This is a genomic window from Mangrovactinospora gilvigrisea (genome assembly GCF_001879105.1).
Lineage (GTDB): Bacteria > Actinomycetota > Actinomycetes > Streptomycetales > Streptomycetaceae > Mangrovactinospora > Mangrovactinospora gilvigrisea.
This window is the reverse complement of the sequence record NZ_MLCF01000085.1, coordinates 36,869-55,810: the sequence shown is the minus strand read 5'-3', so window position 1 is coordinate 55,810 and position 18,942 is coordinate 36,869. Positions and strand designations below refer to the sequence as shown.

General features: G+C 75.1%; 17 protein-coding genes. 5 read left to right on the top strand and 12 right to left on the bottom strand.

The genetic code is table 11. The features are described from left to right. Nucleotides 1–15: 15 nt before the first annotated feature. Nucleotides 16–2,376, bottom strand: a complete 2,361-nt coding sequence (locus BIV57_RS15955; protein ID WP_079170371.1) for an oxidoreductase — start codon at nt 2,374–2,376, stop codon at nt 16–18. Nucleotides 2,377–2,625: 249 nt separating this feature from the next. Here BIV57_RS15955 and BIV57_RS24630 point away from each other — a divergent pair, with 249 nt between their 5' ends. Continuing rightward, complete coding sequence (locus BIV57_RS24630) at nt 2,626–3,579, top strand: helix-hairpin-helix domain-containing protein (protein WP_071657482.1); 954 nt, start codon at nt 2,626–2,628, stop codon at nt 3,577–3,579. Between the two features lie 274 nt (nt 3,580–3,853). Here BIV57_RS24630 and BIV57_RS15945 read toward each other — a convergent pair whose 3' ends face one another. The 3 genes from BIV57_RS15945 to BIV57_RS15935 all read right to left on the bottom strand — a co-directional run bounded on the left by BIV57_RS15945 (nt 3,854) and on the right by BIV57_RS15935 (nt 6,321). After that, nucleotides 3,854–4,798 carry a transglutaminase-like domain-containing protein gene (locus BIV57_RS15945; protein ID WP_245797717.1) on the bottom strand — a complete coding sequence of 315 codons (945 nt, stop codon included), beginning with the start codon at nt 4,796–4,798 and terminating at the stop codon, nt 3,854–3,856. A gap of 111 nt (nt 4,799–4,909) precedes the next feature. Next, entirely contained in the window at nt 4,910–5,440 is a 531-nt protein-coding gene (locus tag BIV57_RS15940; protein ID WP_071657480.1) for a DinB family protein, read from the bottom strand. 74 nt (nt 5,441–5,514) lie between these two features. After that, on the bottom strand, nt 5,515–6,321 hold the full coding sequence (locus tag BIV57_RS15935) for an enoyl-CoA hydratase-related protein (RefSeq protein ID WP_071657479.1): 807 nt from the start codon (nt 6,319–6,321) through the stop codon (nt 5,515–5,517). 79 nt (nt 6,322–6,400) lie between these two features. On the opposite strand from BIV57_RS15935, the gene BIV57_RS15930 reads away from it, so the two are divergent. Next, nucleotides 6,401–6,805, top strand: coding sequence for a RidA family protein (locus BIV57_RS15930; protein ID WP_071657499.1), 405 nt, complete (start codon nt 6,401–6,403; stop codon nt 6,803–6,805). Between the two features lie 72 nt (nt 6,806–6,877). Here the strand turns inward: BIV57_RS15930 and BIV57_RS15925 are convergent, their stop codons facing one another. Next, nucleotides 6,878–8,449: an alpha-L-fucosidase gene (locus BIV57_RS15925; RefSeq protein WP_071657478.1), complete on the bottom strand. Its 1,572-nt coding sequence runs from the start codon at nt 8,447–8,449 to the stop codon at nt 6,878–6,880. Between the two features lie 147 nt (nt 8,450–8,596). After that, nucleotides 8,597–9,472, bottom strand: a complete 876-nt coding sequence (locus tag BIV57_RS15920) for a PaaX family transcriptional regulator (RefSeq protein WP_079170369.1) — start codon at nt 9,470–9,472, stop codon at nt 8,597–8,599. 108 nt (nt 9,473–9,580) lie between these two features. Here BIV57_RS15920 and BIV57_RS15915 point away from each other — a divergent pair, with 108 nt between their 5' ends. Next, nucleotides 9,581–11,233: an AMP-binding protein gene (locus tag BIV57_RS15915; protein WP_071657476.1), complete on the top strand. Its 1,653-nt coding sequence runs from the start codon at nt 9,581–9,583 to the stop codon at nt 11,231–11,233. A 48-nt stretch (nt 11,234–11,281) separates the two neighbouring features. Beyond that, on the top strand, nt 11,282–12,406 hold the full coding sequence (locus BIV57_RS15910) for a hypothetical protein (protein WP_071657475.1): 1,125 nt from the start codon (nt 11,282–11,284) through the stop codon (nt 12,404–12,406). Nucleotides 12,407–12,414: 8 nt separating this feature from the next. Here BIV57_RS15910 and BIV57_RS15905 read toward each other — a convergent pair whose 3' ends face one another. From BIV57_RS15905 to BIV57_RS15885, 5 genes are all read right to left on the bottom strand, one after another. After that, nucleotides 12,415–12,846 (bottom strand): DUF3151 domain-containing protein, encoded by a 432-nt coding sequence (locus BIV57_RS15905; RefSeq protein WP_071657498.1) that lies wholly within the window; start codon nt 12,844–12,846, stop codon nt 12,415–12,417. 74 nt (nt 12,847–12,920) lie between these two features. Further along, a complete protein-coding gene (gene fbaA, locus BIV57_RS15900; RefSeq protein ID WP_071657474.1) occupies nt 12,921–13,943 on the bottom strand; it encodes a class II fructose-bisphosphate aldolase in 1,023 nt (340 codons plus the stop codon). Nucleotides 13,944–14,083: 140 nt separating this feature from the next. Further along, nucleotides 14,084–14,626 carry an orotate phosphoribosyltransferase gene (gene pyrE, locus BIV57_RS15895; protein ID WP_071657473.1) on the bottom strand — a complete coding sequence of 181 codons (543 nt, stop codon included), beginning with the start codon at nt 14,624–14,626 and terminating at the stop codon, nt 14,084–14,086. A gap of 32 nt (nt 14,627–14,658) precedes the next feature. Continuing rightward, nucleotides 14,659–15,492 carry an aldose epimerase family protein gene (locus tag BIV57_RS15890; protein WP_071657472.1) on the bottom strand — a complete coding sequence of 278 codons (834 nt, stop codon included), beginning with the start codon at nt 15,490–15,492 and terminating at the stop codon, nt 14,659–14,661. A 71-nt stretch (nt 15,493–15,563) separates the two neighbouring features. Continuing rightward, a complete protein-coding gene (locus tag BIV57_RS15885) occupies nt 15,564–16,721 on the bottom strand; it encodes an SRPBCC family protein (RefSeq protein ID WP_071657471.1) in 1,158 nt (385 codons plus the stop codon). Between the two features lie 365 nt (nt 16,722–17,086). On the opposite strand from BIV57_RS15885, the gene BIV57_RS15880 reads away from it, so the two are divergent. After that, on the top strand, nt 17,087–17,650 hold the full coding sequence (locus BIV57_RS15880) for a type III secretion system chaperone family protein (RefSeq protein WP_071657470.1): 564 nt from the start codon (nt 17,087–17,089) through the stop codon (nt 17,648–17,650). Here the strand turns inward: BIV57_RS15880 and BIV57_RS15875 are convergent. Further along, nucleotides 17,638–18,942, bottom strand: a complete 1,305-nt coding sequence (locus BIV57_RS15875; RefSeq protein ID WP_071657469.1) for a glycosyltransferase 87 family protein — start codon at nt 18,940–18,942, stop codon at nt 17,638–17,640. The genes BIV57_RS15880 and BIV57_RS15875 overlap by 13 nt on opposite strands.

The window sequence follows — 18,942 nt, the reverse complement described above, 5'->3', positions numbered from 1 at the left end:
GCGGTGGCCCGGGGGTCAGTTCGCCTTGCCCGTCCGTCCCGTGCGCGGGGGGCGGCTGCCCGCGCGGTAGGGGGCCGGCCACTCCGCGCCCGGGCCCGCGTAGCCCTGCTCGGCCGCCGCGTGCAGCGTCCAGTGCGGGTCCCACAGGTGCGGCCGCCCCAGCGCGACCAGGTCCGCGCGGCCCGCGAGCAGGAGCGAGTTGACGTCGTCCCAGGAGGAGATGTTCCCGGCGGTGATCACCGCCGTGCCCCGCTCCCGCGCGGCGGTGTTGCGGATCCGGTCCGCGAACGGCGCCTGGTAGCTGCGGCCGAAGGCCGGCGCCTCGTCGGAGACCACCTGCCCGGTGGAGACGCTGATGGCGTCCGCGCCCGCCGCGGCGAACGCCGCGGCCAGCTCGACGCCCTCGTCGGAGCCGTTGCCGCCCGGGTGCCAGTCCGTCGCCGAGATGCGCACCGACAGCGGCCCGTCCCACGCCTCCCGCACCGCCGCCAGCACCTCCAGCGGGTACCGCAACCGCTCGCCGTAGACGTCCGAGCGGCGGTTGGTGAGCGGCGAGAGGAACGAGGAGAGCAGATAGCCGTGCGCGCAGTGCAGCTCCAGCAGGTCGACGCCGGCCCGCGCGGCGCGCGCCGCGGCCGCCGCGAACTCGCGCCGGATCGCGGCCAGTTCGGCGCGCGTCGCGGCGTGCGGCAGCCGGCTCGAACCCGGCCGGTAGGGCAGCGCGCTGGGCGCCACCAGCCGCCAGTTCTCCGCCGGGTTCGGCAGCGGCTCGTCCATGCCCTCCCACATCAGCCGGGTGGAGCCCTTCCGCCCGGAGTGGCCCAGCTGGAGGCCCAGACGGGCCGTGGAGGCGCTGTGGACGAGGTCGGCGATCCGCGCCCAGGCGGCCTCCTGCGCGTCGTTCCAGAGGCCCGCGCAGCCCGGCGTGATGCGGCCGGACGGGGAGACGCACACCATCTCCGTCATCACCAGGCCCGCCCCGCCGAGCGCCCGGGCGCCCAGATGGGCGAGGTGGAAGTCGCCGGGCAGGCCGTCGGCGGCCGAGTACATGTCCATGGCCGAGACCAGCACCCGGTTCTTCAGCTCCAGCCCGGCCAGCCGGAAGGGGCGGAACATCGGCGGGACGTCCGCGCCGATGCCGTCCGCGCAGCCGCGGGCGTGCGCGGCCTCGACGCGGGCGGTGAAGCGCGGGTCGCGCAGCCGCAGGTTGGCATGGGTGATCCGGCGGCTGCGGCACAGCAGGTTGAAGGCGAAGCGCAGCGGCGGCTGGTGGACGTAGAGCGGGAGGTCCTCGAACCACTCCTGGCTGGCCCGGGCGGCGCGCTGGGTGGACTCCACCACCGGGCGGCGCTCCGCCTCGTAGTCGCGCAGCGCCTCGGCGAGGGAGCCCGGGGACCAGTCCTGGCCGGGTGCCCGCAGCCGGTCGGCGAGGGCCGCGGCGTCCTCCAGGGCCAGCTTGGTGCCGGAGCCGATGGAGAAGTGCGCGGTGTGCGCGGCGTCCCCGAGCAGCACCGTCCCGCCGTCGCTCCAGGCGGCGCAGCGGACGGTGCCGAAGGCGGCCCAGCGGTCGGTGTCGCCCTCCACCCGGGCCCCGCGCAGCACCGGGGCGAGCAGTTCGCCCAGCACGGCGCGGGACTTGTCGGCGTCGAGGCCGGCGAGGATGCGGCGGTGCACGTCCTCGCGCATCTCCACCACCAGGGTGGCGGCGGGGCGGGGCGCGCGGCGGTAGGGGTAGGCGTGCACCTGGACGATGCCGTGCGGGGTGCGCAGGATGTGGAACTCGAAGGCGTCCAGCGCGAGTTCGGCGCCGAGCCAGAGGTAGACGCAGCGGCCCCGCGCCACCTCGGGGCGCAGCGCCGCGGCGTGCTCGGCGCGCACCGCGGAGCCGACGCCGTCCGCGGCGACCAGCAGGTCGTGGCCGGCGGCGAGCGCGCCGAGGCCGTCCGGGCGGACCTCGCTGCGGAAGCGCAGCTCGGCGCCGAGGTCGGCGGCGCGGCGCTGCAGCAGCCCGAGCAGCTGATGGCGGCCCAGGGCGGCGAAGCCGTGGCCGTGCGAGGTGAGGACCCGGCCGCGGTGGTGGATGTCGATGGCGTCCCAGCGGACGAAGCGGCGGCTCAGCTCGGTGTGCACGGCGGGGTCGGCGGCGGCGATGCCGTCCAGCGTCTCGTCGGAGAAGACCACCCCGAAGCCGAAGGTGCGCTCCGGCGGGTTGCGCTCCTGGACGGTGACGGCGGGACGGGGGGTGGGCCCGGGGCGGCGGAGCAGGGCGGCGAGATAGAGCCCTCCGGGCCCGCCGCCGACGACCGCCACCCGGGGTGCGGCGGTGCGGCGGCGCCCGGACCGGCTCCGAGGGGCGGGTCCGCGCGGTGCGTCCACGCTGTCGAGCGTATGGCGGCGCCGGAACGGTCGTCAACAGGCCGCTATATGCGGTGGGTTGGGGAACGGGGAGAAGAACGGGGTTCGTCATTGGGGTGGTTGGGCGCGGGCCGGTCCGGGGAGACTGGGCATTGCCAGGCATGCCTGCTTCCGCACGGAGGATGGATCGTGTCGCGTTCCCGCTATCCCGTCAGGCGTCCCTCGCGGCCCAGCCGCGGCGGAGGGAGCACCGGCGGGCACCAGCCCGCGATGCCCGGGGCCCCGCGCAAGGCGAAGGGCGGAGCGAAGGGCCGATGGTCCGGGGATCCCGCACTGCAGGCCCCGGTGCCGGTGCCGTCCGCATGGCGGCTGGTGACCGGGCGCGGCGACGGGATAGCGCTGCAGGCCGAGTTGGCGGAGGAGCAGGCGCGCCGGCGCGAGGCGCGGCGGGGCGCCGGCGGGGCCGACGGGGGCGCGGAGGCGGTGGACACGGTGCGTGCGGGGACGGTGGTGAAGGCGCGCGGGGCGCAGTTCGAGCTCTCCCGGGCGGCGTGGTCGCTGGTGCCGGTCGTCAGCTTCGGGCTGGCGACGCCGGTGCCGTTCCTGCGGCGGGCCTGCGCGCTGGGCGAGCGGCGCGGGACGGGCGCGTTCGCGGGCTATCTGATGACGACGCTGCTCTCCTGGTTCACCATCGCGCTGGCGCCGGAGGAGAGCGACGCGCTGGCGATGGGCTCGCTGCTGCTCTTCGTCTCGACGGTGGTGGGGTCCGTCCACACGTTCCTGACGTTCCGGGAGACCTGGGAGGCGCCGGCGCCGGCGCGGGTCCGCGGGGGCGCGGCGGTGCCGGGGACGGCGGCGGGGTCGAGGCCGGTGTCGGTGGAGGACCGGAACCGCGAGGCGGTGGCGGAGGCGCGGGCGCGGCTGCGGCGGCGGCGGCGGGCGCGGCGGCTGGCGCTGCGGAGGCCCGCGCTGGCGCGGGAGCTGCGGATCGGGCGGGGGTCGCCGGCGTACGACGACGGCGGGCTCGTCGATGTGAACCACGCGGACGCGGACATGCTGGTGCGGCGGGCCGAGCTGACGGCCGCGGAGGCGGCCGCGGTGGTGGCGGCGCGGGAGCGGTTGGGCGGGCGGTTCAGCTCGGTCGCGGAGCTGGCCGTCTACGCGGAGCTCTCCGAGGGGCGGCTGGCGGAGGTGGCGGACCGGCTGCTGTGCGTGGGCGGCTGAGTCGCCGCCGGGGTTCTGCTCTGTTCTGACGTCACGGTCCGATTGGGTCACGCGCGCCCACGCGGCGGAGCCGCATATCGATTGAGCCTCGCGCCCCTGATGCGGTTCTTGTCCACGCTCGGCTCGCGGTCTGTCGTGGTCACTCGCGCAGTTCCTCGCGCCCCTGATGTGGTCGTTGTCCGCGCTCGGCTCGCGGTCTGTCGTGGTCACTCGCGCCCACGCGGCGGAGCCGCATATCGATTGAGCCTCGCGTACCTGGCGGGGCGCGTCTCGGCTAGCTCCTGAGGGCCACCTCGCGGTTGCCGAGGAAGGCGGTGTGGGAGGTGATCACGGGGGGAGTGCGGAGGGCGGGGGTGTTGACGAAGAGGCGGCGGGCCGGGTCCAGGGGGGCGTCGTCCGCGCAGGCCGCGGCGGCGCGGTCGAGGACGGCGGCGAGGTCGCCCTCGACCGCCGCGCCGAGCGGCAGCTCGGTCGCGCCCCAGCCGTCCCAGGGCAGCGCCTCGACCTTGTTGAGCGCCGCGAGGTCCTTCACCACGTCGACCGCGATCTCCAGCGGGCCGGTGATGCGCGCGTCCGGGCCCAGGTCGACTCCGAACCGGTTCGGATCCACCTCGCCCGCGCGGTACGCGCGCCAGACGTCGCCGGCCACCCGGAAGCGGTCGCGCGGGACGTCCATCGCGTCGAAGTCGATCTGCCAGCCCTGGATCGCCTGGGCGTCGCCGAGGCGCCAACCGCGGTCGGCCGTCCAGTACTCGGCGACCCAGTGGTCGGCGCCGAAGCCGTCCGGGGAGAAGTAGTCGGCGAAGCCGACCCGCGCCCGGGCCGGGACGCCGGCGTGCCGCAGGAACGCGCAGAAGAGCACCGTGAAGTCGCGGCAGGTGCCGACGAACCGCTCGGAGGGGGTGCGCTCGGCGGCGAGCGGCGCGGGGTCGCGGTCGGCGAGCAGCGCGAGGATCGCGTCGGCGTAGCGGGTCTCGGCGTCGTGGTGGAGGCGGCGCTCGTCGATGGCGTGGTCGAACATCGCGCCCTCCCCCCGGTGGATGACCAACCCGCGGACGATCAGCGCCAGTTGCCGCGGCTCCGCGGGCAGCGCCGCGAAGAGCGGCGCCCGGTCGCCGGGATCGGAGCAGGCGCTGTGGGAGGCGTAGAAGGCGGCCGCCTCGGGGCTGAGGCGCCGCCGCATGTGCGGCGAGGACGGCGGTGTCGCTGCGTCCGGCATGGGACCCCCTGGATCGCGCATATGTTCGAAAGTCTGCCGATGCCCCTACCGTGGCACGATCGCGTCAGCGTGTCCAGGAGACCCGGGCGCCGCACATCTGGTGACGGTGCGTCAGCCCAGCCGCGCGCCCCCGGACGCGCGGTAGAGGTCCCGCATCAGCGACACCTCGGAGAGGTGGTGGATCGCCTCCCGGTTGAGGTGCAGCACCAGGGTGGCCATCGGCGACTCCGCGTACGGCCCCTCCGCGGGCCCGACCGGGCGGGCCAGGCCCTCCTCGTCCAGCGACTCCACGCCCGAACGCCACCGCCCGTACTGCTCCTTGAGGTAGGCGACGCCCTCCTTCGCCGTCAGCGGGCGCTCCGCGCTCTCCTCGGTGAGCGAACCGTCCCCGAAGTGGTTGGACGCGCGGATGCCGAAGACGCCCACCGCGACGTGCGAGAGCCGCCACGCGATCGTCGTCACCGGCGCGGGCTCGGGCGCGGGCCACTGGAACTCGATCCCCGTCGGGCGGATGCTCCAGCACCCGGGGACGGGCTCCCAGAGGTACTCCTCGTCGGTGAGCTCCTCCAGCGCGGGGGCGTGCGCCAGGTTCCAGATGAAGTCGAACTGCTCGATCAGCTCGTGGTTCCAGTCAACGGCCATGCCCCCATCGTCCTCCGCATCACTGACATCTCCCGGCAGCCACCCGCGGCGGTTCCCCGGCGCCCCCGGCGGGCTCAGCGGTACTTGCGGAAGTCCGGCGGCCGCTTCTCGGCGAAGGCGCGGGCGCCCTCCTGCGACTCCTCGGTCTCGACGAAGACCTCCAGCCCGTCGAAGGCCACATGGGAGAGCCCGGAGAGGTGGTCGCTGTCGGCGTTGAAGGAGTGCTTGAGGAAGCGCAGCGCGGTCGGCGAGAGGTCGGCCATCCGGTGGCACCAGTCCGCCGCGGTGGCCAGCAGCTCCTCCGGCGCCACCACCTGGTTGACCAGGCCCCAGCGCTCGGCGGCGGCCGCGTCGTAGCGGTCCAGCAGGAACCAGATCTGCCGGGCGCGCTTCTCCCCGACGATGCGCGCCAGGTAGGCCGTCCCGAAGCCGGCGTCGAACGAGCCCACCCGGGGGCCGTTCTGGCCGAAGACGGCGTTGGTCGAGGCGAGCGTCAGGTCGCAGAGCACATGGAGGACGTGCCCGCCGCCGATCGCCGCCCCGTTGACCGCGGCCACCACCGGCTTGGGGATGTCGCGGATGATCCGGTGCAGCCGCTCCACCTCGAAGGTGCCCCACTCGGTGGGGCCGTAGCTGCCGGTCTCGGCGCGCTCCTTGACGTCGCCGCCGGCGCAGAACGCCCGCTCGCCGGCGCCGGTGAGGACCACCGCGGCCACCCGGCGGTCGGCCCAGGCGTGCTTGAACGCCGAGATCAGCTCGTCGACGGTGCGCCCGCGGAAGGCGTTCATGCGCTCCGGGCGATCGATGGTGACGAGGGCGTAGGTGTCGTCCTCGACGCTGTAGCGGATGTCGGTGAAGTCCTCTGGAACGATGCCGGGCATGACGCCGATGTTGACTCCGCGTCAGGATGTTGGCAAGGTCCCGCGCGTGACCGCTCCGCTCGGCGGGAATGAGGACCACGTGGACATCAACCGCATCAACCCGGAGGAACTGGCCCCGGCGGTCGGCTTCTCGCACGCGGTGGTCGCCTCCGGGACGCCCGGGGCGTGCCCGGTCTTCGTCGCCGGCCAGACGGGGACGGACGCCCGCGGCGTGATCGTCGGCGCGGGCATCGTCGAGCAGTTCGCCCGCGCGCTGGACAACCTGCTGGTCGCGCTGCGCGCGGCCGGCGCCGAGCCGGACGCGCTGACCAGCCTGACGGTCTACCTCACCTCCATCGCCGAGTACCGCGCGCACGCCGCCGAGATCGGCAAGGTGTGGCGCGACCGGTGCGGCCGGGCGTACCCGGCGATGGCGGTGGTCGAGGTGGCCCGCCTGTGGGACCCGGCCGCGAAGGTCGAGCTCCAGGGCGCGGCGGTGCGCTGAACGCCCCTGCGGGGCAGGGGCGCGGGGAGCGGCGCGAGCGTGCGCCACCGGGCCGGCAGCCGCCGAGCGGCCTCAGCCGAGACGGCGGTGCAGCGTCGGCCGCAGCATCACCGGTTCCGCGCGGGTCGCGGTGACGCGCACCCGGAGGCGGTCCGCCGTCACCGGCTCGGCCAGCGGCAGGATGCGGGCGTGGCCGACGGTGGTGGCCGACGCGACCTCCGTCCACGGGGCGTCGTCCCCGCTCCGCGCCTCCACCACGCAGGACTCCACCCGCTGGCCCTCCGCCAGGTCCTCCGCGAGCCGCACCCGGTCGAAGGCGACGGCCTCCGGCAGCCGCAGCTCGGCGCTGTCCCACTGCCCCTCCGCGCCCAGGTCCGTGCCGTAGACGCGGGTCCGCAGCGCGCCGAACGCCGCGCACTCCGCGGCGTCCTCCTCGGCGATCCGGCCGTCCGCCGCGGGCGGGACGTTGAGCAGCAGCAGCGAGTTGCGGCCCACCGACTTCTCGTAGAGGTCCAGCAGCTCGGCGGCCGACTTGGGCTTCTCGGACGGGTGGTGGAACCAGCCCGGCCGGATGGAGACGTCCGACTCGGCGGGGAACCAGCGCAGCCAGCTCACCCGCGGATCGGCGAGCTTCTCGCGGGAGGCGAGGTCGGCCCGGTCGGCGTAGTCGGGCAGCAGCCACTCGCCGTGGAAGGCGTCCGGGCGGTCGGTGGCCGGCACGGTGCTCCACTCGGTCTCCCGGGCGATGCCGTCCTCGTTGCCGACCCAGCGCACGCCGTCCGGACCGCCGAAGATCACCGCGTCCGGGGCGAGCGCGCGGATGACGGTGAACCAGGCGGTGAAGTCGTAGGGCTGCTCGATGCCGTGCTCGCGCCAGGGGTTCGCGCCGTCCAGCCAGAACTCGTCGAACGGCCCGTACTGGGTGAGGATCTCGTAGACCTGGTTGAGGTAGAAGGCGTTGTAGTCGTCCAGCTCGAAGGTGAAGGACGGCAGTTCGCCGCTCGCCACCCGCTCGGCGCGGTCGTCGCCCTCGACGAGGGTGGGGAGGGTGACGGTGCGCTTGGCGCTGCCGTTGCCGTACCGGCCGCGGCCGCCCGGGGCGCGTCCGGCGTCCGCGAGGGTGGACTCCTCGCCGCTGTGCCGGGGGCCCTCGCCGCCCGCGACGCGGGCCTGCAGCGCGGCGCTGTGCGCGGCGTGCCAGGCGTGCGGCAGCTCGGCGCCGTCGGCGGGGGAGAGGTAGACGCCGGCGCGCAGGCCGGCCGCGCGGGCGGTGTCGGTGTAGGCGCGGACCAGGTCGGCGCCGGCCGGGGCGCCGCTGCGGGCGATGGTGTGGTCGGTGTACCGGGACGGCCAGAGGCAGAAGCCGTCGTGGTGCTTGGCGGTGAGCATGGCCTGGGCGGCGCCCATGCTGCGGTGGACGTCCATCCACTGCTCGACGTCGAGGACGGGCGGGGCGAAGGTGGCCGGGTCCTCGCAGCCGGAGCCCCACTCGCGGTCGGTGAGGGTGTTCATGCCGAGGTGGGTGAAGACCGTCACCTCGCGTGCCTGCCAGGCGAGTTGCGCGGGGCTCGGCCGGAGCGTCGCCGCGGCGGCGGCGCGGTCGTCGGCGGATTCGCCGGCAGCGACGGGAAGTTGGGTCGGCATGGGCGGGCCCCCAAGGAAGGTCGGACGTATACCAGTGCGAGCATCCTCGCTTATCGGGCGTTCTCGGGGAAGGCTTTCCCTGGTGCGATGATCCATAGGATGCTTCGGGCCCCTCTGGCTCACTCGCCCAGCCTCACACGCCCCTGCTCACTCGCCCCGGTCGCCGCGCCCCTGGAGGAGCGCCGCCATCGCGTGCGTCCGGGCCGCCGCCTCCCACGCCTGCCGCAGCGCGCGGAAGCGGGCCGCCGCGTGTTCGGCGGGGAAGCCCGCCGGGAGCAGCTCCACCGGGATCCCCGGGTCCAGGTACGGCAGCCGGCGCCACGCCGTCACCAGGCGGGCGTAGCGGACGAAGGCCGCCGCGCCGTCCGCCACGCGGCCCGGCGCCGCCGGGAACTCGGCCAGGAACGCCTGGTACGCCGCGCGCACCGCCGCCAGGTCCCACCAGCGGCCGACCGCCTCCGCCGGGTCGCCGCCCTCCCCCGTCAGCGGCCCCTGCGCCCGGAACAGCTCCACATAGCCGTCCAGCCCGCGCCGCCGCAGCGCCGCGGCCGCCTCCTCGCGCAGCCCGGCCGGCGCCACCCACACCCCCGGCGCCACCGTCCCGAAGCCCAGCCGGCCCAGCAGCGCCCGCAGTTCGTGGCGGCGCCGCCGCTCCCGCTCGGGGACGGAGAAGACCGCCAGCACCCAGCCGTCCGCCACCGCCGAGCGCCGCGGCGCGAAGATCCGCCGGTCCCCCTCGCCGAGCACCTCCCGCGCCTCGCCCGACAGCGCGTAGCCGGCCGCGCCGCCCGCCGTCCGGACGGGTTCCAGCAGGCCCGCCCGCTTCAGCCGGGAGACCGCCGAGCGCACCGCCTGCTCGTCGACGCCCGCGTCCCCGCACAGCGCCACCAGCCCCGCCACCGGAAGGCTGCCCCCCGCATCGCGGGCGTAGAGCCCGCAGATCGTGAGCAGCAGCCGACGCGGTGTCAACGGCCGTATCAGGCCCGCGGATTCCGGATATGTCGCCGTCTTGACTGCGGTCATCCTCGGAGCATACTGACCGAAACCGCACGGGTCGCCACCCCTGACCCCGCGAGCGACCCGGCTCCGAGCCCCGACATCGGCTCCGAGAGATCCGAGAGAGGCGCGGCCATGATCCTGTCCACGTCCGCCCATGTCGACACGTTCTGCCGGGACAGCCTCCCGCTCCAGGAGCAGTGGCCGACCTTCACCTTTCCGCTGCCCGAGCTGCGCTACCCCGCACGGCTGAACTGCGCGGCCGAGCTGCTGGACGGCGCCATCGCGCGCTACGGCCCCTCCCGGGTCTGCCTGCGCGCGCCCGGACGGCGCCCCTGGACGTACGGGGAGCTGCGCCGCCGCACCGACCGCATCGCCCATGTCCTCGTCGACGAGCTGCACCTGGTGCCCGGCAACCGGGTCCTGCTGCGCGGCCCCAACTCGCCCTGGACGGTCGCCTGCTGGCTCGCCGTGCTGCGGGCCGGCTGCGTCGCCGTCACCACCATGCCGCTGCTGCGCGAGCCCGAGCTGACCGAGCTGATCGACCGCACGGCGCCGTCCGTCGCGCTCTGCGACGCCCGGCTGGCCGCGCCGATGATCCGGGCGGCGGAGGGCAGCGGCACCCGGGTCGTCACCTTCGGCGCGGACGACCCCGGCGACCTGACGTCCCGCTGCGCCCGCCGGGCCCGCTACGACCTGCCGTTCCACCCGGTGCAGACGGCCGCCGACGATGTCGCGCTGCTGGCGCCGACGTCCGGCACCACCGGGCGTCCGAAGATCACCATGCACTTCCACCGCGATGTGCTGGCCAACGCCGACACCTTCGCCCGCCATGTGCTGCGGCCGCGCGGCGACGACCTGTTCATCGGCAGCCCGCCGATCGGGTTCACCTTCGGCCTCGGCGGCCTGGTGGTCTTCCCGATGCGGGTCGGGGCGTCGGTGCTGCTGCTGGAGCGCGGCTCCCCGGACGAACTGGCTGACGCGATAGCCGAGTCGGGGGCGACCGTGCTGTTCACCGCCCCCACCGGCTACCGGGCGATGCTCGCCGAGGGCCGCAGCGAGCGGCTGGCCACGCTGCGCCGCGCGGTCTCGGCGGGGGAGCCGCTGCCGGCGGCGGTCTGGCACGCCTTCCACGAGGCCACCGGGGTGCGGATCATCGACGGCATCGGGGCCACCGAGATGCTGCACATCTTCGTCTCGGCCGGCGACGGCGACATCCGGCCGGGCACCACCGGCCGCGCGGTGCCGGGGTACACGGCGGCGGTGCTCGACGAGGAGGGGCGCCGCGCGCCGGACGGCACCCCCGGGCGGCTCGCCGTCATCGGCCCGACCGGCTGCCGCTATCTGCGGGACCCGCGGCAGCGGGAGTACGTCCGCGGCGGCTGGAACGTCACCGGGGACACCTATGTCCGCGACCGGGACGGCTACTTCCACTACCGGGCCCGCAGCGACGACATGATCATCTCGGCGGGCTACAACATCGCCGGCCCCGAGGTCGAGCAGGTCCTGCTCGGTCACCCGGACGTCCTGGACTGCGGCGTCGTCGGCGCGCCCGACCCGCTGCGCGGACGGGTCGTCGCCGCCTACGTCGTGGCCCGCGCCGAGCGGCTCGGCGACGCCGCCTCGGCGGACCTGCTGCGCAAGGAGCTCCAGGAGTTCGTCAAGCAGTCCATCGCCCCCTACAAGTACCCCCGGCGCCTGGAGTTCGTCCCCGCCCTCCCCCGCTCCTCCACGGGCAAGCTGCAGCGCTACCGGCTGCGCGAACAGGCGGAGGAGGCGGACCGGTAGACCGGATCCCGGCGCGCGGCCCCACCGGCAGCGGCTACCGTTCGCGGGGTGATCCCCACTCGCACACTGCAGCGCGCCGGCGAGCTCCTCGGCAGCGCCGTCGCGGACGCCACCGCGCTGTCGACGCCGACCGGACGGGCGCTGGTGGCGCGGCTGGCGCTGGAGGACGGGCGGTCGGCGATCCTCAAGTGCGCGTTCCGGCCCGGGGAGTCCGCGCCCTCCGCGGAGCGCGCGGACTGGTTCCGCCGCGAGACCGCCGCGCTCGCCTTCCTCGACGGGCGGGCGCCGGTCGCCCGCCTGCTCGCCTCGGACGCGGCGCTCGGCCTCGCGCTCATCGAGGACTTCGGCCCGACCCGCAACCTGGCGCACGTCCTGCTCTCCGCGGACCGCGCCGGCGCCGAGCGCGCCCTCGCCGGCTACACCGACGCCCTCGCCGACCTCCACCTGGCCACCTTCGACCGGATCGGCGACTGGAGCGACCCGGTGGAGCCTCTGACGGTCACGCTCGCCGACGGCCCGGCCGGCGACCTGGCGCGCGCCGCGGCCGCCCTGCTCGGCACCGACGAGGCGGCGGCCGCCCCGGACCAGTCCGCCGTCGCCCGGATCGACGAGCGCGCCGTCCGCGACCCCGGCCCGTACCGGGCGTTCAGCCTCGGCGACATGTGCCCGGACAACAACGTGGTGGCCGAGGACGGCACCGTCCGGTTCTTCGACGCCGAGGGCGCCGCCGCCCGCCACGCCCTGCTCGACCTCGCCTACCTGGGCACCACCATGCCCAGCTGCTGGTGCGTCAGGCGGCTGCCGGCGTCCCTCGGCGCCGGGCTGGTCAACCGCTACCGCGCGCGGTTGCACGCGGCCGGCCGCGCCACCCCGGACTTCGACGCGCACTACCGCGCCTGCCGGGCGTTCTGGGCGCTGCTGGCGCTCTCCTGGGACCTTCCGACCGCCCTCGACGCCGAACGCGGCGCCGCCCACCATCCCATGGACGACTACGACTTCGAGCTGCCCTCCCGGCGCGAGCGCGTCCTGCTGCGGCTGACGGAGCTGGCGGACGCCGCCTCCGCGCAGCCCGAGCTGGCCCCGCTCGGCCCCTGGGCGAAGTCCCTGGCGTCCGCCGCCCGCCGCGCCTGGCGCCCCCTGCGCCTGCTCCCCCTCTACCCGGCGTTCGGCTGACCCCGGCGCTACGCCTTGCCGAGCAGCTCGTCGTACGCCTCCGCGGAGCTGTCCCGCAGGAACCCGCTGCAGCGGTCGGCCTCCTCGGCGTCGCCGATCGCCGCCGAGGCGCGCGCCAGCGCGCCCAGCGCGCGCAGGAAGCCGCGGTTCTGCTCGTGGCTCCACGGCACCGGCCCGTGCCCCTTCCAGCCGTTCCGCCGCAGCGCGTCCAGCCCGCGGTGGTAGCCGGTCCGCGCGTACGCGTACGCCGCCACGTCCCGGGAGGGCTCGCCGTCGTCGAGCGCCAGCTCGGCCAGCACGGCCCAGGGCAGCGAGTCCGCGGGGTGGTCGGCCGCCACCCGCGAGGGGTCCGCGCCGGAGGCGAGCGCCTCGCGCGGGGCGGGGTTGTCGGGAAGCAGGGTCGGCGCGGGCTCGCCGAGCAGGTTCTGGTGCGCAGTCATGGAGACCATGATGCCGCCCCGGGGCGCGTCGCCCCGAAGCGGCATCACCTCGGCCGTGCCGGCCGCCGCGGCTCCTACTTCTGCCGGGTGCCCGCCGAGCGCAGGTCCTCGCAGGCCCGCACGACGCGGCTGGACATGTTCTCCTCGGCCTTCTTGCCCCACACCCGCGGGTCGTAGGCCTTCTTGTTGCCGACCTCGCCGTCGACCTTCAGCACGCCGTCGTAGTTCTCGAACATGTGCCCGGCGACGGGGCGGGTGAAGGCGTACTGGGTGTCCGTGTCGAGGTTCATCTTCACCACGCCGTTGTCCAGCGCGGTGCGGATCTCGTCGATCGTCGAGCCGGAGCCGCCGTGGAAGACGAAGTCGAACGGGTTGGCCTTGCCGTACTTCGCGCCGACCGCCTGCTGGAGCTCCTTGAGCAGCTCGGGGCGGAGCACCACGTTGCCCGGCTTGTAGACGCCGTGCACATTGCCGAAGGACGCGGCCAGCAGGTAGCGGCCCTTGTCGCCCAGGCCGACCGCCTCGGCGGTGCGCATCGCGTCGTCGACCGTGGTGTAGAGCGAGTCGTTGATGTCGTGGGAGACGCCGTCCTCCTCGCCGCCGGTCGGCGTGATCTCCATCTCCAGGATGATGTGCGCCTTGACGGCCTCGGCGAGCAGCTCCTGGGCGATCGCCAGATTGTCGGCGAGCGTCTCGGCGGAGCCGTCCCACATGTGGGACTGGAACAGCGGGTTCTGCCCCTTGGAGACGCGCTCCTGAGAGATCTTCAGCAGCGGGCGGACGTAGGCGTCCAGCTTCGGCTTCGGGCAGTGGTCGGTGTGCAGCGCGACGGTGACGTCGTACTTCGCGGCCACCACGTGGGCGAACTCGGCGAGCGCCACCGCACCGGTGACCATGTCCTTCACGCCCTGGCCGGACGCGTACTCGGCGCCGCCGGTGGAGATCTGGATGATGCCGTCGCTCTCGGCCTCCTGGAAGCCCCGCAGCACGGCATTGAGCGTCTGGGAGGACGTCACGTTGATCGCCGGGTAGGCGAACTTGCCGGCCTTCGCCCGGTCCAGCATCTCGGCGTAGACCTCGGGGGTTGCGATGGGCATTGCGACTCGCTCCTCTGTGCGGCGATGGAGGTGTAGGGAGCAGAGCGGGGGTCTGCTTCGGGTGCATTCTCCCAGACGGCCGAATCCCCGCCTATCCGGCCGAGGCCCCGAGAGGTACGGGGCCCGCGGCCGCCCGGCCGTCAGCCCAGACCGAGGTCCGCGGCCGAGTACGCCTGGTAGTAGGGCAGTCCGGCCTTCTCGATCGCGGGCGCGGCGCCGCGCTCGACGATCACCGCGACGCCGACCACCTCGGCGCCGGCCTCGCGCAGCGCCTCCACGGCGGTGAGCACCGAGCCGCCGGTGGTGGAGGTGTCCTCGACGGCCAGCACCCGCCGGCCGGCGACGTCCGGGCCCTCGATGCGGCGCTGCAGGCCGTGCGCCTTGCCGGCCTTGCGGACGACGAAGGCGTCCAGGGCGCGGCCGCGCCGGGCGGCGGCGTGCAGCATCGCGGCGGCCACCGGGTCGGCGCCCAGCGTCAGGCCGCCGACGGCGTCGTAGTCCAGGTCGGCGGTGAGGTCCAGCATGACCTCGCCGACCAGCGGGGCGGCCTCCCCGTCCAGGGTGATGCGGCGCAGGTCGACGTAGTAGTCGGCCTCGATGCCCGACGAGAGGGTGACCTTGCCGTGCACCACGGCCTTGCTGGTGATCTGCGCAAGCAGCGCGTCCCGGGGTGAAGTGCTCATGGCTGACGAGACTACGCGAGAGCGCGCGGGGGCTAGGAAAGGGACGTCCACGCCCAGGTCATCGTCGCCTCCAGCGGATCCACCGGGGTGACGGTGCGCGGCTCAGTGTTGATGCCGTTCGGCGGGCCGGTCTGCGGCTCGACGGCGAGGGCGTCCTCCTGCTCGTCGTAGACGACGACGGAGTCGCACTCCGGGCTGGTGATCCGCAGCTTCAGCGCGCCGGGCCAGGTGAGCAGCGCGTCCACGCCGCCGGGCATCCCGAAGCAGTCGTCCCAGGGGCCGGGGAGCGGCGCGATCCGCTTGCCGGTGGGCAGGTGGTCCTCGCCGCGCTCCCACTGGAACTCGGGGCTGAAGTCGAGCCGGGCGGGCTCGCCGATCGGGGTGCCGTCCGGGCGGTGAAGCTGCCTCAGGAACCAGGGGTGCCAGCCGAGCTGGGCGGGGAAGGACTCGCCGGTGGCCTCCAGCATCAGGTTGACGCGCAGCGCCTCCTCGCTGAGCTCGAACTCCTGGCTGACGACGCCGGGGAAGGGCCACGGGTCGGTGAGGCGCATGCCGAAGGAGGTGGGGCCGGTGCGGTACCACGGGTGGTCGGTGGCGGTGCCGTGGATGGCGTTGGGGCCGCTGGTGCGGGGCAGCTGGTAGGTGTCGCCGCCGCTGCGGAAGACGCCGTCGCGGACCCGTCCCACCCAGGGGACCATCGGGAACGCGCCGTACTGGTGGAGGCTGCGGCCGGTGGTGCGGACGATGTCAACGCCTCCGACGGTGAGGCCGCCGATGCGGCAGCCGTCCCCGGGAAGGACCGTCAGCACGGCGTCACCTGCGGTGAAGGTGACAGGCGCCCCCGACGGCGCAGGATTCGACGTCATGCGCCTCACCCTACGACCCGTCACCCACCTGCGGCGACCGCACCAACCGCGCCGGACCGCCGCGGCGACCCCTACGGACGCCGGGCCCGGATGAGCTTGTACACCAGCACGCCCGCCGCCCCCGCGGCCACCGCCGCGCCCGCGACCAACCGCCAGTCCCGCCGGGGCGCCAGCGGAACCGGCACCGGAACCGGCGCGTAGCGCCCCCGCGGGGGTGCGTGGTCGACCTCCTCCGCGCTCCGCCCCACCATCGTGCGTCGCCGCGCCGGCCCGCCCCAGCTGTCCCCGACCCCCGGGGCGCCGGAGGAGTCGTGCCCGAACTCCGCGCCGCGCGCGTCCGCCTCGCCGGTGCGGAAGAACTCCTCGGACGGGAACGGCAGATCGAGGTCGTCGTCCTCCGGGACGCCCAGCCCCTCGCCGTCCACCCCGTCCAGACCGTCCACCCCGTCCACGCCCCCCACCTCGTCCGCGTCCTCCAGCGACGCGTCCTCGTCGTCCTCGCCCTCGTCGAACGGCGAGAACCCGAACTCCGCCTCCAGGCCCGCCGGGCTGTCCGGGACCTCGATGAACGGCGGCCCCTCCTCGTCCAGCGCGTCCGCGAAGCCCTCCAGCTCGTCGGCCATCTGCCCGTCCGGGACGCCCTCGCCGGCGCCGCCCCCGGAGCCGGTGCCCGCGTCGCCGCGGGCCCGCTCCGCCTCGGACTCCTCCTCGGCCAGATCCTCGACCAGCGCCCGGACGAAACGGTCCAGCAGCCGGTGGCCCGCGGCCGCCAGCGCCTCCCGCCCGTTCTCCGCCAGCCGGCCGCGCGCCTTCACCGAGCCGAGCACGGTGACGCCCGTCGCCCAGCCGGCGTCCTCCGCCGGGGCGAGCCTGACCTGGAGCGTCAGCTTCGCGGAGCCGTCCCCGCGGGCCTCGGTGGCCTCGCCGACGACGGCCAGCGTCTCCTCCTCGACGTCGCCGGCGCCGCCCCGCTCGGGGCTGACCCGGAGCGCGCCGCGGTAGGTGATCGAGGTGCCGCCGATCCGCAGCCGCAGCCGTCCGCGCAGCTCGGCCGGGGCGCCGGCGCGGTGCGCGGGCGCCGTCGAGGGCACGGAACCGGCGGGCTCGGCGGCGTCCGCCGCGTCGGCATCCGGAAGGTAGCCCGGGACGCAGCGGGCCAGCCGGTCCGCGTCCAGCAGCGCGGACCACACCCGCCGCACCGGGAACGGCACGATCACCTGGTGCTCCATTCTGGCGAGCCTACTCGCCGCCGGGCGTTGATCCGAGGGCTTCGTGCCGATCGGGGAACGGCACGGCCACCGGTTTTGCCCGGGTTTCGTCCATGAGTGGACAAGCCCCCGCGGCATCCCCCTTAATGTGCCGACCGCACCGAGACGGTCGGACGCCCCGAGCGCTCCGGCGGTCGACGGTGCGGACCACTGGAGCGCGGGGCGCCTCCACCCCCTCAATCCCCTCCATGGGGGCGCCTCGCTCCGGGGGCCTACCCCGCCCCCGAACCCCGCCGCCCGCCGACCTCCCCCGTGTCGGCGGGCGGCGTTCGCATGCCCGCGGATATGCGGCAGGATGTTCCTCGAACCAAGGGAGAGGACACACGGTGAGCATTGACCCGGCGGGCCTGCCGAACTTCGGGGCTGAGCCGTCCCCGAACGACGGGGGGCCCGAGACCGAGATCCAGATGGTGCGGCCCGACCAGGACCTCATCAAGCAGCTGCTCGACCAGCTGGAGCTGAAGTACGGCGTCGACGAGGACGGCGACCTCGTCGCCCCCTACGAGGGCTTCCGCGTCGTCTACATGTTCCGGGGCGAGCAGGGCGAGCTGTTCATGCTGCGCACCTACTACGACCGGGAGTTCCCGATCGAGGAGCGCCCCACGGTGCTGGACGCGCTGGACCAGTGGAACCGCGACACCCTCTGGCCCAAGGCGTACACGCACACCCGCGAGGACGGGAAGGTCTTCCTGGCGACGGAGTACCAGCTGGTCACCGTCAACCAGGTCAACCTCGACTTCTTCGTCTCCAACCTGGCCAGCTGGATGGACGCCTCCATCCGGTTCGACGGCTGGATCGCCGAGCGCCTCGGCCTGGAGCAGCAGGCCTCGGAGGGCGAGGGCGGCAAGGGCGGCGACGACGCCGAGGGCGACGCGCCTCAGGGCGCGTAGGGCCACACCAGCACGAGGTGCCCGCCGAACCAGGCGGAGCCCAGCACCAGGGGGACGAGCATCGCCGCGGCGGTGCTCGTCCGCATGCGGGCCAGCGCCCGCGCCACCGGCAGCAGCAGCGGGAACGCCGGGATCAGGAAGCGGGCCTTGGACGTGTAGAACCCGGCACCGCCGTAGGTGATCAGCAGCAGCACCCCGCTGTAGACGAGCAGCGGCAGCGGCTGGCGGCGCAGCACGCAGACCACGAAGAGCGCGGCGGCGGCCACCAGCACCAGCGTCACCACGTAGTACATCAGCGGCTTCGAGGTGATCAGCACCATCTTGGCGGCGTGCAGCGCGCCCCGGCCGCCGTCCCAGGTGGAGCCGTAGGCCCGCTGGACGGCGAAGTACCCGCCCGGCGAGCCGAGCCTGACGCCCACCCAGGCGAGGTAGCCGAGCCAGCCGAGCGGGGCGAGGGCGGCCGCGGCGACGATCCGCCAGGTGCGGGCCGCGCGGCGGCCGTTCGACCCCGGCCGCTCCCCGTCCGGGCCCTGCCCCCGCGGCCGTCCGCGGTCCCGTCCCCGCTCCCGGACCAGCGCCGTTCCGGCCGCGACGACCACGGCGGCGGCGATGGCCGCGCCGGTCGGCCGCGTCAGCCCGGCGAGCAGCGACAGCGCCCCGGCGGTGAGCCGGCGGCCGCGCAGCACGGCGTAGAGCGACCAGGCGGCCAGCGCGGTGAACGGCGCCTCGGTGTACGCCATGTTCTCCACCACCGCCATCGGCAGCGAGGCCCAGAGCACCACCAGCACCAGACCGGTTCGCGGGCCGTGCAGCAGGCGGCCGATCAGGTAGAGCGCCCAGGCGGCGACGAGTCCGCCGAGCATCGCCAGGACCACCCCGGAGACACCGAGCGGCAGACCGGTGAGCCCGGTCAGCAGCTTCATGCCGAGCGGCAGCAGCGGAAAGAAGGCGAGGTTGCAGTCGCGCCGGCCGTGGTGGTCGGGCGGCGGGATGGCGTGGGCGTAGCCGTGCGCGGCGATGCCGCGGTACCAGACCGAGTCCCAGTCGCCGCCGAGCAGTTGGCCGGCGGCGGGGGCGCCCTTGAGGTGGGCCCAGGCGGCGAGGACGGCGATGCCGAAGAACCGCAGCGCCAGATAGGTGGTCAGCGCGGGTGCGGCGACCAGGAGTTCGGCGCGGAGGCGGTCGCGCAGCCGCGCGGCCCTTCCGAGGACGGGGGCGGGTCCGCCGGTCGGCCGGCGGTCGGGCCGCGCCGGGCCGGGGGCGGCGGCGCGGGCGGGATCTGCGACGGGCAC

Bases quoted from the DNA above. Each gene is read 5' to 3' on its own strand.
- BIV57_RS15890 (WP_071657472.1), bottom strand. From the start codon at position 15,492: ATGACGTCGAATCCTGCGCCGTCGGGGGCGCCTGTCACCTTCACCGCA.
- BIV57_RS15925 (WP_071657478.1), bottom strand. From the start codon at position 8,449: ATGCCGACCCAACTTCCCGTCGCTGCCGGCGAATCCGCCGACGACCGC.
- BIV57_RS15885 (WP_071657471.1), bottom strand. From the start codon at position 16,721: ATGGAGCACCAGGTGATCGTGCCGTTCCCGGTGCGGCGGGTGTGGTCC.
- BIV57_RS15920 (WP_079170369.1), bottom strand. From the start codon at position 9,472: ATGACCGCAGTCAAGACGGCGACATATCCGGAATCCGCGGGCCTGATA.
- BIV57_RS15935 (WP_071657479.1), bottom strand. From the start codon at position 6,321: ATGCCCGGCATCGTTCCAGAGGACTTCACCGACATCCGCTACAGCGTC.
- BIV57_RS24630 (WP_071657482.1), top strand. From the start codon at position 2,626: ATGCCCGGGGCCCCGCGCAAGGCGAAGGGCGGAGCGAAGGGCCGATGG.
- BIV57_RS15905 (WP_071657498.1), bottom strand. From the start codon at position 12,846: ATGACTGCGCACCAGAACCTGCTCGGCGAGCCCGCGCCGACCCTGCTT.
- BIV57_RS15945 (WP_245797717.1), bottom strand. From the start codon at position 4,798: ATGCCGGACGCAGCGACACCGCCGTCCTCGCCGCACATGCGGCGGCGC.
- pyrE (WP_071657473.1), bottom strand. From the start codon at position 14,626: ATGAGCACTTCACCCCGGGACGCGCTGCTTGCGCAGATCACCAGCAAG.
- fbaA (WP_071657474.1), bottom strand. From the start codon at position 13,943: ATGCCCATCGCAACCCCCGAGGTCTACGCCGAGATGCTGGACCGGGCG.
- BIV57_RS15940 (WP_071657480.1), bottom strand. From the start codon at position 5,440: ATGGCCGTTGACTGGAACCACGAGCTGATCGAGCAGTTCGACTTCATC.
- BIV57_RS15915 (WP_071657476.1), top strand. From the start codon at position 9,581: ATGATCCTGTCCACGTCCGCCCATGTCGACACGTTCTGCCGGGACAGC.